This window comes from Acinetobacter sp. IK40, from assembly GCF_035615075.1.
Lineage (GTDB): Bacteria > Pseudomonadota > Gammaproteobacteria > Pseudomonadales > Moraxellaceae > Acinetobacter > Acinetobacter courvalinii.
Map to the genome: position 1 here is coordinate 270,704 of NZ_JANBOE010000005.1, position 14,869 is coordinate 285,572.

A 14,869-nucleotide genomic window follows, 5' to 3' on the forward strand; every position below is an offset into this window, starting at 1 on the left:
AAAAAAACAGCCCCATGAGGCTGTTTTTACATCATATCTTGTATGAATTATTCAATACGTTCGCCATGTTGACTCAAGTCAAGACCCATACGCTCATCATCTGCGCTAACACGGATCCCGATCACCAGATCAATCACTTTCAGAATAATGAAGGTCACGATTGCACTATAAGCCATGGTTGCGAGTACACCTTCGATTTGCACCCACAATTGTCCAGCAAAAGTCGGATCTAGCGTAACATTCGCTGCTTTTATGATTTCATCGCTATAGAAGATACCTGTCAGAATCGCACCCACAATACCACCGACTGCATGTAAACCAAATGCATCCAAGGCATCATCCGCTTTAAGCAGGCGTTTCAATGCTGTAATTCCCCAGAAACACACCACACCACCGATAAGACCCATGATTAATGCGCCACCAACACCAACGAAACCAGCAGCAGGTGTAATCACCACCAGACCAGCAACTGCACCTGAAGCACCACCAAGTACCGATGCCTTACCACGAATCACACGTTCAACAATCAGCCAAGAGAATGCAGCAGCGGCAGCAGCAACTTGAGTCACTAAGATGGCCATACTTGCACGTGCACCCGCACCTAAAGCACTACCACCGTTAAAGCCGAACCAGCCGACCCAGATCAGGCTGGCACCAATCACGGTTAAGGTCAGGTTATGCGGTGCCATCGATTCACGGCCAAGGCCAGTACGTTTGCCCAACATATACGCTGCGACCAGACCCGCGACACCGGCATTGATATGTACAACCGTACCACCAGCAAAGTCTAATGCGCCCTTTTTGAATAACCAGCCATCTGCTGCCCAGACCCAGTGTGTAATCGGTGCATAAACCAGAATCACCCAAACAGCGATAAAGGCCATAAATGCAGAATACTTCATACGGTCAGCGATTGAACCACTGATAATGGCAACCGTAATGATGGCAAAGGTCATTTGGAAAATAACGAACAGGCTTTCTGGAATGGTACCCGTCAAGGCATCGAAGGCTACGCCATTCAGCATGGCTTTAGCGAGATCGCCGACATAGGCCCCTGAACCGGAGAAAGCCAGCGAGTAACCAACGGTCACCCAGATCAAGCTCACAAGAATCGCTGCAGAAAGGCTGAACATCATGGTGCTAAGAACGTTTTTCTTACGCACCATCCCCCCATAGAACAAGGCTAAGCCGGGAATCGTCATCAACAGCACCAAAGCTGTCGAAACCAGTACCCATGCGGTATCACCCGTATCGATGGTTGCTTCCGCAGCAGGTGCGGGAGTTGCCTCCACAGGAGCTGGCGCTTCTGCTGCAACAATATCTGTTGATGCAGTTGTGGTATCAACCGCTACAGCGTGTTCAGTAACAGGTGTTGAAGCAGCATCTTCTGCCCAAACCAGCGCTGAACCACCTAAGAGTGCGCCAGATAGACTGAGCGCCATAAGCATTTTTTTCATTCGTGTCCCCCAACCTGATTTCGCAAGCTATTGCTATACTTTTAATAGCTCAGCAAAGTTTGTGCCAACTTACACAGCATCTGGCCCAGTCTCACCCGTACGGATACGGATCACTTGCTCCAAATTGGTCACAAAAATTTTGCCATCACCAATTTTGCCTGTGCTTGCGACACGCGTAATCGACTCGATCACGGCATCAACCATTTCATCGCTAATTGCAATTTCAATTTTTACTTTTGGTAAGAAATCAACCACATACTCTGCACCACGGTACAGTTCTGTGTGACCTTTTTGACGTCCGAAACCTTTGACTTCAGTTACGGTAATCCCTTGAACACCAATCTCCGAAAGTGCTTCACGCACATCATCCAGTTTGAATGGTTTTACAATTGCAGTTACAAGCTTCATGTTTGTTTTCCTTCGGCTTATTTTCACCAGTAAGGTTTTATGTTCAATTTTCATGCCAATATTTAAAGAAGGTTGGGGGTTTTTAAATATCGGACATAAGCTTTCTTTATAACCTATTTAGCCTTGAAGATGTAGATTGTCCATCGAAAATAAGTATCATTTGCCGCTGTTTAACTGGATTGCTAAGTCATATCCGCTTCTGGCCCGAACTGTGCTAGAGGATTGCGGCAAGCAGTGATACACTGAGCAGCAAACATACATAACTGATTGAGTCCCTTATGATTGAAACGCTTTTACAGGCTATTTTGCAGCAAGTCGATCAACCGAAAAAAGATTTAGAAAAAAATCTGCGCGCCTTGCTAAATGAGAGCATCGAAAAACTGGATCTCGTTTCAAAACAAGAGCTTGATCGTCAAAGAACGGCACTTGAGCTTGCTAATCAACGTCTGACTGAACTCCAGCAACAAATGAAAACACTTGAAGACGTCATTCAGAACAAAAAATAAGCACCAACTCGGTGCATTTTGCACCCTTCAATGATTAAAAATAAAGCACCACAATGGAACAATAATAAGATGTCTTTTGCCAAGATCTACACCAGAGGGCTATTAGGACTACATGCCCCGCAAATTGAAGTTGAAGTACATATCAGTGCAGGGCTTCCTTCCTTAACCATTGTGGGTTTGCCGGAAGCTGCCGTGCGTGAAAGTAAAGATCGTGTACGTTCTGCCATCATCAATAGCGGTTTTCAATTTCCCACCAAGCGCTTAACCATCAATCTGGCACCTGCCGATTTACCTAAAGATGGTTCACGGCTGGATCTGCCGATTGCTTTAGGGATTCTGATTGCTTCTGGACAATTACCGGAACACAGTACCGAAGACTTTGAATTTATAGGGGAACTAGCGCTGGATGGACATTTACGTCCCATTTCAGGGGCATTAACCATCGCCATGGCCTGCCAGCAGGCCCGACATCGTTTGCTGCTGCCCTCTGGTAATCTGGAGGAGGCAAACCAACTTCCCGATTTTGAAGTCTATGCCGCGCAACATTTACAAGAGGTGTGTGCACATTTTTCGGGCAATACCAAGCTGGTAGCTGCACCACAACGACCAAACTCAGCCACATCTGCCTATGCATTTGATCTGGCCGATGTAAAAGGACAGTTGCGCCCACGCCGTGCGCTGGAAATTGCCGCTGCGGGCGGACATTCTTTATTATTTAAAGGCCCACCCGGCACAGGTAAAACCTTATTGGCATCTCGCCTGCCTTCGATTTTACCGCCGCTCAATGCACAGGAAAATCTTGAAGTCGCCAGTATTTATTCGGTAGCCAACGCCCCGCACAGTTTTGGCCAGCGTCCATTTAGAGCACCCCACCATACCGCCTCAGCCATTGCGCTGGTCGGTGGCGGTTGTCATTTACAAACAACTATGCGACATTCCAAACAACTATGCGATAAATTACAGGTTTTATCTTTACAGTAATCTTTATTTGAAATAAATCATTGAATATAAAAAATAATTTAATATAATTTAAAACAATATCAAAGTACTAACTATATATTTGGATCTTGCAATGTATAATATCTTTTTAAATAATATTAAAGCAGCACGTAAATTAAAAACACAAAAAAATATTGCTGAAGTAAGTCTGAGTATTTTTAGAATGCTTATTCAACATATTTGTATTTCAAATGCAGAATATATAAATATTTTAGCTAAAGAAAGTTCTGAAAACATGTCAAAAATTGATATTAGTTTTATTGAGCTATCTCAACCGGCCGATGGAACATGCGTTGATTTTATAAGTAACTCTCTAACACAGATAGCAAAATTGAAAAACAGCTCTTTAGCTAGATTCTACTTTGAAGATAAAGATATTTCAAACGAACCTGCATTAGTAGAATGGCTACAAATCAAAGAAATATCTTTAAGAAATATCTTACATACATATGTTGAAGATCGAAATGAAAGTATCTTTGGTCATGGTATTTCATCAACTAATTTATTTTTAGATATCGATATTATTGAATATATTTTAGAAAAATTAAAAGTTTATCTACCAGAAAGTAAAGGCGACGATTTTTTATTTTTTCCTAAAAATTTTAATATCTCTACTCCTATTCAAACATTAAGATTATTTGATGGAAATCCTACGTGTTACAGAAAAATCAAAAAAACTAATAATGGGATGATTCATGTTACTGCTAAAGTTCAAACATCCTTAACAAACGCTACCGATCAATCTTATGAAGTACCAAATAAAATTTTTAATATTTCTACAAAAAAAACTTATGAGGTATATGAATATAATGATTGGAATCCGCTAATTTTTTTACCAGAGAGAGCTATATCAGTAGCTGACTTTACAGGACGAAAAAAAGAAATCACTGAGCTTATTGACTGGTTTAATGATCCAGAAGACTCAAAACGATGTCTTGTATATGGTGATGGTGGCATTGGAAAGACAACTCTCATTTTAGAATTTATGCATCGTGTCCTTGAAGGTTCTATTGAGGTCGAATGGAAACCCAGTGTTATTACTTTTTACACAGCAAAAAAGACTCGTTGGGGAATACATGGTTTAGAATCACTCACGAACAACAATCTAGGCGTTGCAGATGTCGCTTTACATATAGCACAACTATTAGAAGTCAAACTTGACAATAGTTGGTATCAAAAAGATGCAGAAACTATTATTCAAAAATTAAAAGGCTTACTTGAAAAAGAGAAGATTAAAAAAAATGAGCATCTCATTATTTTAGATAATACAGAAACTATGGCTGAAAATGATGATGATATTATTAATCTAGGTAAACAAATACACTTACTTTCCCGTTATGCTGGAAGAGTAATTCTTACTTCTCGTCGTACAGAAAGACTTGAAGCAAGACCAATTGAAACAACTAAATGGTCCGATGAAGAAGGTGTAGAATATATTCAAAAAAGAGGAGATATATTAAATATTGATGCAATAAAAAAGGCTGGCATACCTACTTTAAAAAAAATCACTCGAGAACTCAATAATAAACCATTGATTTTGAATGTTTTCATTCAATTTGCAAATGAACTACAAAGCTCACTTAATAGCGCATTAGATAAAGTGAAAAGATTACAGGAAAAAGACTTAGGGATGTTCTTGTTTTCTGATGTTTGGGAAAGATTTAATGAAAAAGAAAAGCACTTTTTACTTCTCTTAACCTATTTTGGTCCTGATCATGATCAATATTTTATGCAATTAGCTTCTGATAAAGCTAATTTAACTTTTTCTTTAGCTCAGAGCACATTAGAAGGTAGTAAAGGGATTTGTCAACTTAGTAGTATTGATGGCCAACTTCAGATTACTTTCAACAATGATTTTATGAAATTTTGTAAAGATAGAACTGTAAATTTTAATGATCAAACACATCCTCTTCAAAAAGATCTAGAAACAATCCAAAAAAGATATATAGAGTTTTTAAAACATATTGAAGTAGAAATATCAGATAATGATCAAAAAGCTTATTTAAGTAGGTTTGCACGGGCAGCTAGAAAATTCTTTAATGAGGGTAATAAAGAACAAGCAATTTCATACTATGAATTAGCGATAGATGAGGATCCAACAAATATTTGGTTATTAGAGAAGTATTCAAACACTCTATTTATATATAAAGATTTTCTACCAGCATTAGAAAAAATCAATAAAGCTACTAACATTGATCCTAATCACTCAGAACTCCAATTTACTAAAGGTAAAATATTAGCCAGAATTAAAAATAAAACCAAAGAATCTATAACGTGCTTAGATTTAGCTCATAAACTCGGGAAATCTATGCACCTATGTGAGTTACAAAAAATATATGCTTATTTAGCAGATGGAGATATAGAGCACGCAACCATATCATTAAATATCGCTAAGAGTAATATCCCTAACGATTCTTATTACCAAAAGTGCAAGATAGAAATTGAACGCTTAGAACGCAAAATAAATCAATATATATTGCCTCTATAGAAAATGTTACTTTAGATGTATTTATAGAATTACCTATAAGCACATTAATGAGGGTCAATAAATTTAACTTTTTAATAATCAATGAGGCAGTATGTTTTATATATTTCTTGATACGTGTGTTTTTTTAGATATTTCTACTAAGAAACAAGAATTACCACTAGTTTCTGCATTGGAAGAACTTGTTCGTACTAAAGTAGCAAAGTTAGTCGTAATTGACTTAGTAGCTCAAGAATATGAAAGAAACAAAGAAGAGGTCGCAAACAAAACAGCAAAACGATTATCTCAAGAATTTAAACAAGTCAAAGCAGTTGTAAGTGAGTTTGCAAAAAAAAATAAAGCTCAAACCATTGAAGTACTAAACGATATAAATGCAAGACTTCCTCTTTTGACTGATGCTAACTATGCAACCATTAACAGAGTTGAGAGACTAATTGAATCAGCGGAAAAAATAAGTATTAGCGAGCGCTCAAAGATTGCAGCCATTCAACGAGGCTTAGATAAAAAAGCTCCATTCCATATCAGTAAAAACTCAGTAGCTGATGCTGTAATTATTGAGCAATTTTATGAATTTTCATTAGGTGTCAATACGGCAGATAGTTGTTTTTTCATAACACATAATCATAACGACTTTTCTGCCAAAGACCATCGAAAGCCTCATACTGATTTTGAAAATATTTTCAATGGTAATACTTGTTATTTTAACAACTTAGCATCCGCAATCAACCAGATTGATAATAATTACTTAGCTGAAATAGAGTTTGAATATGACTTTACAGAAGAAACTCGGGGTTTAAGAGAAATTCTCGATGTATTAGACGAGCTAGTGGATAAAATTTGGTATAACCGTCATCAAAATCTAATCTGGAAAATAAATGAAGGTGAGATAGAAATTGTTCCTAAAGGTACGAAACACTATGGTAATCATTTTATTCACGAAGATATTCTTGAAGGTGCAATCAAATCTGCCAAACAAGTTAAAGAGACATATGAAGATGTTGGCCCTTGGAATGACTTTGAATGGGGTATGATTAACGGTAAATTGTCAGCTCTACGTTGGGTATTAGGTGACGAATGGGATATGTTAGATACCTAAGATAACAATCGATATCGTTTTCAACTGAATATTATATTTTTCAATCTCTTAAGTATGATACTTTACTAAGAAATATGAATAAAGATAGTTAGAACAGGATATTCCCCTTTCTCAAACCAACCGTACTACAAATTTAATTGTCTAATCGTATAACTCTCAAAACCACTAAATCAAGTAGAGCCATTTCAATTTATCTTCTTAAGATTGCAAAACAATAAAATACAATATATGGTATCAAAATTCAAAGAACTACCACTATATATAGTGGTTATTAAAAATAGAAACATTTTAGGAATAATTTGTAGAAAAATTTGCATACTCTTTACTGTTCAGTTATTATTCATTTAACTTGATCTGTAAGTCAATGATCTTGGAGGTGAATATGACTCATTTCAATCCTGATATGCTTAGTATTGCACGAAACTTTCGTGGCCTTAGTCAAACTGAACTAATTGCTGGAATGGGACAGTCTATTACTCAGGCTTCATTATCTAAAATTGAAAGTGGGGACTTAAAACCTTCCGATGAAGTTATCCAAAATCTATCTAATGCCCTACATTTCCCTATACGATTTTTTGAACATATTGAAAAGTGATGTGTGCTGAAAAAACAGGAGGTTTTAACTTGGTAAACTAAACACACTCATCAGGAGTTTACCATGAGCAAGAAACACAAGACTTACACCACAGAATTTAAAGCTGAAGCCATCAAATTAATTGAAGCCAATCAAGGCAATGTCTCGGAAACAGCTAGACAACTTAGCATTTCAATGCAAACTCTTTCAAATTGGAATACCAAAGCAAAGGCTGGAACTTTAGCAGGTACAAAACAGTATTCACCTGATCTAAACGCTCTACTCGAAGAAAATAAAAAACTCAAACAACAGCTCAAAATAGCTGAAATGGAACGTGAATTTTTAAAAAAGGCAGCAGCGTACTTTGCCAAAGAAAGTCAGTAAGGTACGCCTATATGAAACAAAAAAGATATTCTTTTCCAATTACCTTAATGGCTCGATTACTTCATGTTTCAGTTTCATGTTTTTATGATTGGCTCAAGAGAGGCGTGAGCAAAAGAACGATTCAACGAAATCAACAGACGATATTGGTGAAAATAGCCCATGAGGAGACAAGGCAGAGCTATGGTTATATTCGATTAACCAAATACTTACAAGCTCAGGGTATAAAAATGAGTATGTACGCTGTACGTCAGATAAAAGCGCTGAACCACCTGTATTGTAAGCGACACAAGCGTTTTAAAAGGACTACGAATAGTGACCATAATCGAGCGATCTATGAAAACCTGCTGGAGCAACAATTCTCAATGACTAGACCAAATCAAGCATGGTCAAGTGATATTACGTACATATGGACTGTTGAAGGATGGCTGTATTTAGCAGCGGTAAAAGACCTTTACACGAAGCAAGTGGTTGGCTATAGCTTAAATGAGCGCATGACAACACAGCTTGTTTGTAATGCGCTAAATATGGCTATTCACAATCAAAAACCAACCAAAGAACTGATTGTGCATTCAGACAGAGGAAGTCAATATTGCAGCCATGAATATCGAAATATACTTGAGCAATATGGTTTTCAAGGTTCAATGAGCAAGCGCGGAGACTGTTACGATAATGCACCGATTGAAAGCTTTTGGGGAATATTGAAAAATGAGTTAGTTCATCATTACAACTATCAAACTAGAGAAGAAGCCAAAGCAGATATTATAAAATACATTGAGTTATTTTATAATCATCGAAGAATTCAAAAGGGTTTGGGTTTTAAGACACCAAATCAAATGGCCGAAGACTTTTATAAGTTGGCTGCCTAGAATCTCCCAAGGGAAAGTCTCCTGATAATTCAGCGTATATCATACTGATGCTGAAAATATCCATTCCTACTGACATACAAGTTTTACTGGTAAAAGCCCTATTGAAGTCTGGAACCCACGAATGTGGCGGTGTTTTAATGGGTGAGCATATTGGTACAAACCATTTTAGAGTTAACTCATTAACTATTCAAAAGAGTGGAACGATAGCATCCTTTGTACGTGGAATTACGGATGCTATTAAAGCAATCCGTCTTTTTCATAAATCAACAAACAATAATTATCAAAAATTTAACTATTTAGGTGAATGGCATAGCCATCCTCTCTTCAGTGTACAACCCAGCAGTAAAGACCATCACACCATGAGGGAATTGGTGTCCGATCCAAAAGTGGGTGCAAATTTTGTAGTCTTACTGATTTTTCATTTAAAAAACAATCATCTTGATGGCAGTGCTCACACCTACCTACCAGATGGTTCCTGTTACCGATCCACCCTAGATTTAGAGAGATAATAATGAGTGCGAGTCTGTTAGAAAAACAATCAACTGGTGGTGCGATTGCACGAGTAGGATTTGAATATCAGGATGCATTTGTATTAAGGAGCTTACCGCTATGGCTTTCACAAAGTGCATTTAGCCATATAGTGAGTGAAGCATTAAGTGATATAGAAGTTTGTTATTTTTCTTCGGAAAAGTCATTACATGTAATGTATGAAGCAAAAAATCACTCCTTAACGGCTACGGAATTTTGGGATGAAATAAGGCGTTTTAAAAGTCTTTTTGATACCCACCCAAAAAACTTTATTTGGTTTAATTTAGTATGCCCAAGTTATAACACCGCTATCTCACCATTAATTTCAAAAATAGACCGATTAAGAGGGGTTGGATCTTCTTATGATGACGACTCTTCAGTTTCAGTGAATGGGCGCTCGGAATACCTTGATTGGTGTGTTGGTAAAAAAATTGATTTCTCTTTAGCTGAATTTGCTCTTGATTATGTTGGTTTCATAACTTTTAATTCTGAGAATAGTGAGTCTATATTTCTAAGTGAAATTCAAGACACAATAAATATTGAACTGCTCAGGAGTCAGGTCAAACAACTAAAAGATCAGTTTAAAAACCTGATTTCTCGTTCTTCTTTTGGTCCAATATATCGCAAAGACTTTGAAAATTTTATTTGCCATGCTCTTGAAGAAGATAGAAGCCAGTGGCTATTAGATCCTATTAAAATTAATCTTTCAGCATCATCCAGTCAGTATCAAGACTTAAACTTAGATATTAGTGATTTCAATGGTCCTGATCGTGCTCAAAAAACCTCCAGCGACTGGAACAGCCTAATCAAAAAAGCAGTATCGATTGGGGATTTCATTCATAACAGTGGTGACCGTAGAACCCTCCTTATAGATGGCAAACAAAGAATGTCCACTGCATGTATGCTTGGCTATGTTTTTAGTGCCACACGTAATTTCCTACTCGAAATAGAACATAATGGCCTCATTTATCGCACTGATGACCATAAACAGAAAGAGGGACAATTTTTTACTAAAATCGAAGCTGTTGAACCACAGGGTGAAACTGAAGCCATAGTCGCTATCGGATTTCCTACAGCTATAGGTAAAGACATTGACTCTACGATTAATGAAGTAAAGAGCTTGCCTAGATTGAATTTAGAAAGCTCTCATGCCATTGATAATATGGAGACTCTAAATCTTGCTGTGAGAGAGGCAAAATCTGCTTTAGTTTCATTTAAATCCGAAAATAAGTTATCTAAATTACACCTCTTTATTAAAGCACCCTCAGTTTTTGCAATGGTCTTGGGACATCGCTTGAATGGTATTTGCGATATCCAGCTTTACGATTGGGTAGATGGGCAATATATCCCTACAGCCGAACTGAACTTATAAGAAGAATTGATTATTCGATAATATTACCAATAGAGAGGTTGATCATGAACAATCATTCTAATGAAGAAAATACTGATAACTCTTCAGATAAAAAATCACCCGCATTCAAAGTCCTTGAATCCAATGCTGAAAAGTTCTTAATGGTTTGGTGGTATGGGGCGTTAGCAAAAGCTGATCGTAGAAATGCTCAACCTAAAGTTCATGTGGCTTTTAGGGAACTTCTGGAAGATTACACACCCACAGATAATTTTATTTTTATTGATGCAAATATAACAGATTTGATGTCTTGGCCTATTGGAACAGTTTGGCACCATGAACGATTAGTTGACTATCTTCCTTTGGAAATACGGGAATTTGATATTGATCATACAAATTTTAAACATACCTTTGTTCAAGCATATAAGCGAGATGAAAAGACAGGAAAAATAGATCATTTCTTCTCAGACAGGAATAAGTTTTATATTAACCCAAGCCAACGTGAAAATTGTATTTCTTTCTCTTTAAAGGATCAGGAATATAAGGAGCTTCTCGTACCTTGTTTTGAGTTTCTGGTGAGAGGATATGGCCTCTCTACAGAACTTCCTAGAATTCTAACAACATATGATGAGGTCGAAAGACATGAAAGGCTCTACACCCCTCATCCAGAAGAAGAAAATACATGGACTATCCTTATAGGTGATAGTCTCACATCAGATGATCATGTATTTATTGCCTACTATAAATATAGCGAATATACCCAAGATGCCGTAAGAATCTTATTTAGCAGTATTGCAAAACATGATGATTTTATCCAAAGAAACCATATATACCCTAAAGTAATGCCGTGGCATAAGGAAACGAGAAAAATTAGGGTTTCAGGTTTTTGTATTCCTGACACCAATGCTTTTTTAGCCTTGACAATTCTTGGAATAGAACTACCTGATCAAACACTTATCAGACGTGTTCCAAAGGTAATTCACCGCATTAAGAAACCTGTAGATGTCAACTCACCTAATCCTCCTCAGTTGCAACTAGGTCCTGGTCAGATTAACGTATCTGAAGATCAAGGAGGGCGCAAACCATTATTACAATCGGTTATTTTAGGTCATGAATTTACATGGTTAGGTTCAGGCCCTATCGGGGAAAAAAGTAAAACAAAGTATGAAAGAACCATCACCCAACCACAGAGAAAGAAAAATACTAAAGAAACCAATACAGTTGGTACAGGAGAACCTGATAGCTCTAAGGAAGTTCTAAATGTCCAAATTAACCCGACCACTAATGGAGATACAGAGTTTGAAGCTCCATATCATGGAAGAATCATGGGCCTATGGAATGCATGTTTAAAGGCACGCTCGTTAAATCCCAGTATTGTCAATGCAGTCCACTATTATACTTTTGAGGAAGAGTTTGATTACAGCGATAAACCCACTCTCATGGCTTTTTTCGTTAATTCAGAAACATTAAATAATAAAGATATTACAGATGGAGAAAAACAAACTTATAAAAATTGGTGTTATGCAAACTCAAATAAAACAGCACTTCGTGGAGCATTGGTCATCCGATTATCTCTTGTAAATTGCCCTCCAGTTTATCTTTTCGATATACAACCAGCGACTTACGTTTCAACTGTAGATGGGGAAAGTGTTCTCAAGGAGCGTGGGCATGCTGGTCTAATATTTAGGTCAAGAACCGTAGAACAATTTGAGCAGTATATTTCTGGGCTCATGGAGAGCCTGCCTTTGTCAGAGGGCTCTTATACGACAACTCTCCTAGGCTCCAATTTGGTTACTCAATTATTTGTTTTTAGACATTCAAAATCTGCTGGCTTGTCAGAGGGTGAATCAACGTTATTGAATGCTCTAAGAAAAATTGGAATTACGAATATCAAGTTAAAGGAGGAAAAGGAGGAAAAGGAGGAAAAGGAGGAAAAATAATTTTCGAATCTTACAATTGTGACCATCTTCTTTTAGCCTATTCCATAATTCTTTCCTATGGGTAATTTTATTACATATCAAATTGAATTATATATAGTTTAATGGCACTTTTAAGTGCCATTAAACTTGGGTACCACTTGTGACTAGATAAGCACCTATATTAGGAATATTTAACCTTTTTAAACTCAGTGTTCTGAATCCTTTGGTATATTTTCAATAATGCAATGATGAATATCATCGTGATTGTTGAGTGATGTTTCAGCCTGAATAGTGACATGCTCAATACCTAGATTTTGTATGACATTCTCCAGATCATGTAAGAGTATCTGCACTTCCTGCATACTCATTTCTTCACTTACAACAATATGGCAGGATAAAATATAACGTTTACTTGTCAGACTCCATATATGTAAATCATGTACACCTTGAATTCGCTGGTCTTGAAGAATGGTTTCTTTGATTTCTGCCAAGTCAAATTTTTCTGGTGTACCCTGCATTAAAACATGCGAAGCCTTTACTACAACTGAATATCCACTGCGAAGAACAAGTATTGCAACTAGAACACTGGCTAAAGTATCTGCCCAGGCCCATCCAAAGAAGTAGATACATAGCGCAGCAGCAATTGCGCCAATAGAACCTAACAAATCACTGAGTACATGCAGGTAAGCACCTCGCATATTCAAGTCGTGTTCGGTATCACTACCTTTAAAAATCATTACTGCAACAATGATATTAATCAGCAATCCAATACTGGCAACGATCAACATCCCTTGTACTTCAATATGTTGTGGCTGCTGGAACCGTAGAATTGCCTCAATAAAGATGTACAGTGCGATACCAACCAGTGTAATACCATTCAATGCAGCAGCCAGTATTTCAAAGCGTTGATAGCCGTATGTTTTATTTTTGGTAATCTGTTTTTGACCGATAAAGACTGCTGCAAGTGCAATACCAAGTGCAACAGAGTCACTCAGCATGTGGCCAGCATCCGAAATCAAGGCCAAACTATTGGTAATAAAACCACCTATAAATTCCACTGCCATAAAAATGGTAATCAGTAAAAAACTTATGGTCAGAATTTTTTTATTACTCGGGATATGGCTGTGGTCGTGATCATGATGATGACCACCATGACCGTGATGGTGTCCTGAGTGATCATGGTTGTGTTTATGGCCGTTACCATGACTATGCTTATGCCCAGAATGATCATGTTCAGAGTGTTTATGCTTGTGATCTTGTGTATGGTTGTGCGAAGACATTTTATAGCATTCCTGATTATGGCTCTAACTGACTACGCAATGGATGATTGTTGTAGTAATCACCGATGTATGTAATCTTATTATTTTTAACCTCAAAAAATGAAGCACCTTTAAAAGTGATTACTTTTGCGTCTTTTTTACCAGACTGGTCTTTTTTATTGAGGGTTCCCTGAAGCTGCCATTCGACAGCAACCTTATCACCAACAATGAGTGGCGGGGATGTAAGCGTCATCTTCCGATCAGGAATGACTGTTAATAAAAACTTGGGTACCTCAATTACAGATGCTGTACCTTTACGGGTTTCTTCATTACTTGTATTGAAATACTCAACATTCGGGTCAAGAACTTTAGTCAGGTCATCTGGCTGCGTACCATTCCAGATATTAAGATAGCTCTCCACGGTTTCCAAAGCTGTATTGATCGGTGCTTTTGCATGCGAAATTGAAGCTAATCCTAACGTCATAAGAATGAGTAAGAATGTCATGAAAAAAGGCTTTGATTTTTCCTCTTGACCATCAAAATCTTGCTTCAATTGATTGATATAAATAATGTTCATCACATTCACCTTAGACTTGAGTAAGTTCATCAGCGATCCGTTCGGCATCTTCCCTGGTATCGACGATTTCATAAGGTATGCCAAATGCCTTTACAGCCATTTCCGTCATCTTTCTGATGGCAACTCTTTTTTCCTGATCAGGTTCAATGCAGATAATTGCCTTACACAACTGATTAAGTTCATCTTTATGGTTTTTAAGCCAAAGACCACGTTGTTTAAAGTCTTCAGGTGTTTCTTGCATTGATAATTGATCATAAACAATCACAAACGGACTACTCATTTCCAGGAACTCCTGCATTTCCAACTGCCATTGAGGTGAATAGCCTGGAACTGCCTGATCTTGCTTAAACTCAACAAATGGGAAGTTTTCTATATCATGGATAATAAATTTCATTTACATGACCTCATATTCTGTTTCATCTTTTCAGGAATTCATCTCTTTCCATCAAAAGATGAACTCCAT

Annotated in this window: 12 protein-coding genes and 2 pseudogenes; 9 read left to right on the plus strand and 5 right to left on the minus strand. The window is 37.3% G+C overall.

From position 1 onward, the window contains the following. Positions 1-47: 47 nt before the first annotated feature. On the minus strand, positions 48-1,457 hold the full coding sequence (locus tag MSG93_RS11200; protein ID WP_324621879.1) for an ammonium transporter: 1,410 nt from the start codon (positions 1,455-1,457) through the stop codon (positions 48-50). A 69-nt stretch (positions 1,458-1,526) separates the two neighbouring features. Then, on the minus strand, positions 1,527-1,865 hold the full coding sequence (gene glnK, locus MSG93_RS11205; RefSeq protein WP_004656379.1) for a P-II family nitrogen regulator: 339 nt from the start codon (positions 1,863-1,865) through the stop codon (positions 1,527-1,529). A gap of 278 nt (positions 1,866-2,143) precedes the next feature. Here glnK and MSG93_RS11210 point away from each other — a divergent pair, with 278 nt between their 5' ends. The 9 genes and pseudogenes from MSG93_RS11210 to MSG93_RS11250 all read left to right on the plus strand — a co-directional run bounded on the left by MSG93_RS11210 (position 2,144) and on the right by MSG93_RS11250 (position 12,591). After that, complete coding sequence (locus tag MSG93_RS11210) at positions 2,144-2,371, plus strand: accessory factor UbiK family protein (RefSeq protein ID WP_005226325.1); 228 nt, start codon at positions 2,144-2,146, stop codon at positions 2,369-2,371. Positions 2,372-2,440: 69 nt separating this feature from the next. Beyond that, positions 2,441-3,286, plus strand: a pseudogene (locus MSG93_RS11215) (YifB family Mg chelatase-like AAA ATPase); the annotation flags it as partial. A gap of 157 nt (positions 3,287-3,443) precedes the next feature. Beyond that, positions 3,444-5,858, plus strand: a complete 2,415-nt coding sequence (locus MSG93_RS11220) for a tetratricopeptide repeat protein (protein WP_000282330.1) — start codon at positions 3,444-3,446, stop codon at positions 5,856-5,858. A gap of 91 nt (positions 5,859-5,949) precedes the next feature. Further along, complete coding sequence (locus tag MSG93_RS11225; protein WP_000499370.1) at positions 5,950-6,951, plus strand: PIN domain-containing protein; 1,002 nt, start codon at positions 5,950-5,952, stop codon at positions 6,949-6,951. A gap of 382 nt (positions 6,952-7,333) precedes the next feature. Further along, a pseudogene (locus tag MSG93_RS11230) lies at positions 7,334-7,543 on the plus strand (helix-turn-helix domain-containing protein); the annotation flags it as partial. 66 nt (positions 7,544-7,609) lie between these two features. Then, a protein-coding gene (locus MSG93_RS11235) for an IS3-like element ISAba22 family transposase (RefSeq protein WP_085940844.1) occupies positions 7,610-8,775 on the plus strand; the annotation gives its coding sequence in 2 pieces (ribosomal slippage) (positions 7,610-7,868 and positions 7,868-8,775; 1,167 coding nt in all). A gap of 47 nt (positions 8,776-8,822) precedes the next feature. Then, positions 8,823-9,284: a Mov34/MPN/PAD-1 family protein gene (locus MSG93_RS11240; RefSeq protein ID WP_000913090.1), complete on the plus strand. Its 462-nt coding sequence runs from the start codon at positions 8,823-8,825 to the stop codon at positions 9,282-9,284. 2 nt (positions 9,285-9,286) lie between these two features. Beyond that, positions 9,287-10,675, plus strand: coding sequence for a dsDNA nuclease domain-containing protein (locus MSG93_RS11245; protein WP_001276481.1), 1,389 nt, complete (start codon positions 9,287-9,289; stop codon positions 10,673-10,675). A 44-nt stretch (positions 10,676-10,719) separates the two neighbouring features. Next, positions 10,720-12,591 carry a hypothetical protein gene (locus tag MSG93_RS11250; RefSeq protein ID WP_001059331.1) on the plus strand — a complete coding sequence of 624 codons (1,872 nt, stop codon included), beginning with the start codon at positions 10,720-10,722 and terminating at the stop codon, positions 12,589-12,591. A 185-nt stretch (positions 12,592-12,776) separates the two neighbouring features. On the opposite strand, the gene MSG93_RS11255 is transcribed toward MSG93_RS11250, so the two are convergent. The 3 genes from MSG93_RS11255 to MSG93_RS11265 are packed head-to-tail and all read right to left on the minus strand — an operon-like array spanning position 12,777 to position 14,800. Then, positions 12,777-13,850: a cation diffusion facilitator family transporter gene (locus tag MSG93_RS11255; protein WP_000094607.1), complete on the minus strand. Its 1,074-nt coding sequence runs from the start codon at positions 13,848-13,850 to the stop codon at positions 12,777-12,779. A 16-nt stretch (positions 13,851-13,866) separates the two neighbouring features. Then, positions 13,867-14,406, minus strand: coding sequence for a nuclear transport factor 2 family protein (locus MSG93_RS11260; RefSeq protein ID WP_007479719.1), 540 nt, complete (start codon positions 14,404-14,406; stop codon positions 13,867-13,869). A gap of 10 nt (positions 14,407-14,416) precedes the next feature. Further along, positions 14,417-14,800 carry a hypothetical protein gene (locus MSG93_RS11265; RefSeq protein ID WP_005060897.1) on the minus strand — a complete coding sequence of 128 codons (384 nt, stop codon included), beginning with the start codon at positions 14,798-14,800 and terminating at the stop codon, positions 14,417-14,419. Positions 14,801-14,869 lie beyond the last annotated feature (69 nt).

What these genes read in the sequence shown, in the direction of transcription:
- MSG93_RS11200 (WP_324621879.1), bottom strand. Translation starts at nt 1,457, where the DNA reads ATGAAAAAAATGCTTATGGCGCTCAGTCTATCTGGCGCACTCTTAGGT.
- glnK (WP_004656379.1), bottom strand. Translation starts at nt 1,865, where the DNA reads ATGAAGCTTGTAACTGCAATTGTAAAACCATTCAAACTGGATGATGTG.
- MSG93_RS11210 (WP_005226325.1), top strand. Translation starts at nt 2,144, where the DNA reads ATGATTGAAACGCTTTTACAGGCTATTTTGCAGCAAGTCGATCAACCG.
- MSG93_RS11220 (WP_000282330.1), top strand. Translation starts at nt 3,444, where the DNA reads ATGTATAATATCTTTTTAAATAATATTAAAGCAGCACGTAAATTAAAA.
- MSG93_RS11225 (WP_000499370.1), top strand. Translation starts at nt 5,950, where the DNA reads ATGTTTTATATATTTCTTGATACGTGTGTTTTTTTAGATATTTCTACT.
- MSG93_RS11240 (WP_000913090.1), top strand. Translation starts at nt 8,823, where the DNA reads ATGCTGAAAATATCCATTCCTACTGACATACAAGTTTTACTGGTAAAA.
- MSG93_RS11245 (WP_001276481.1), top strand. Translation starts at nt 9,287, where the DNA reads ATGAGTGCGAGTCTGTTAGAAAAACAATCAACTGGTGGTGCGATTGCA.
- MSG93_RS11250 (WP_001059331.1), top strand. Translation starts at nt 10,720, where the DNA reads ATGAACAATCATTCTAATGAAGAAAATACTGATAACTCTTCAGATAAA.
- MSG93_RS11255 (WP_000094607.1), bottom strand. Translation starts at nt 13,850, where the DNA reads ATGTCTTCGCACAACCATACACAAGATCACAAGCATAAACACTCTGAA.
- MSG93_RS11260 (WP_007479719.1), bottom strand. Translation starts at nt 14,406, where the DNA reads ATGAACATTATTTATATCAATCAATTGAAGCAAGATTTTGATGGTCAA.
- MSG93_RS11265 (WP_005060897.1), bottom strand. Translation starts at nt 14,800, where the DNA reads ATGAAATTTATTATCCATGATATAGAAAACTTCCCATTTGTTGAGTTT.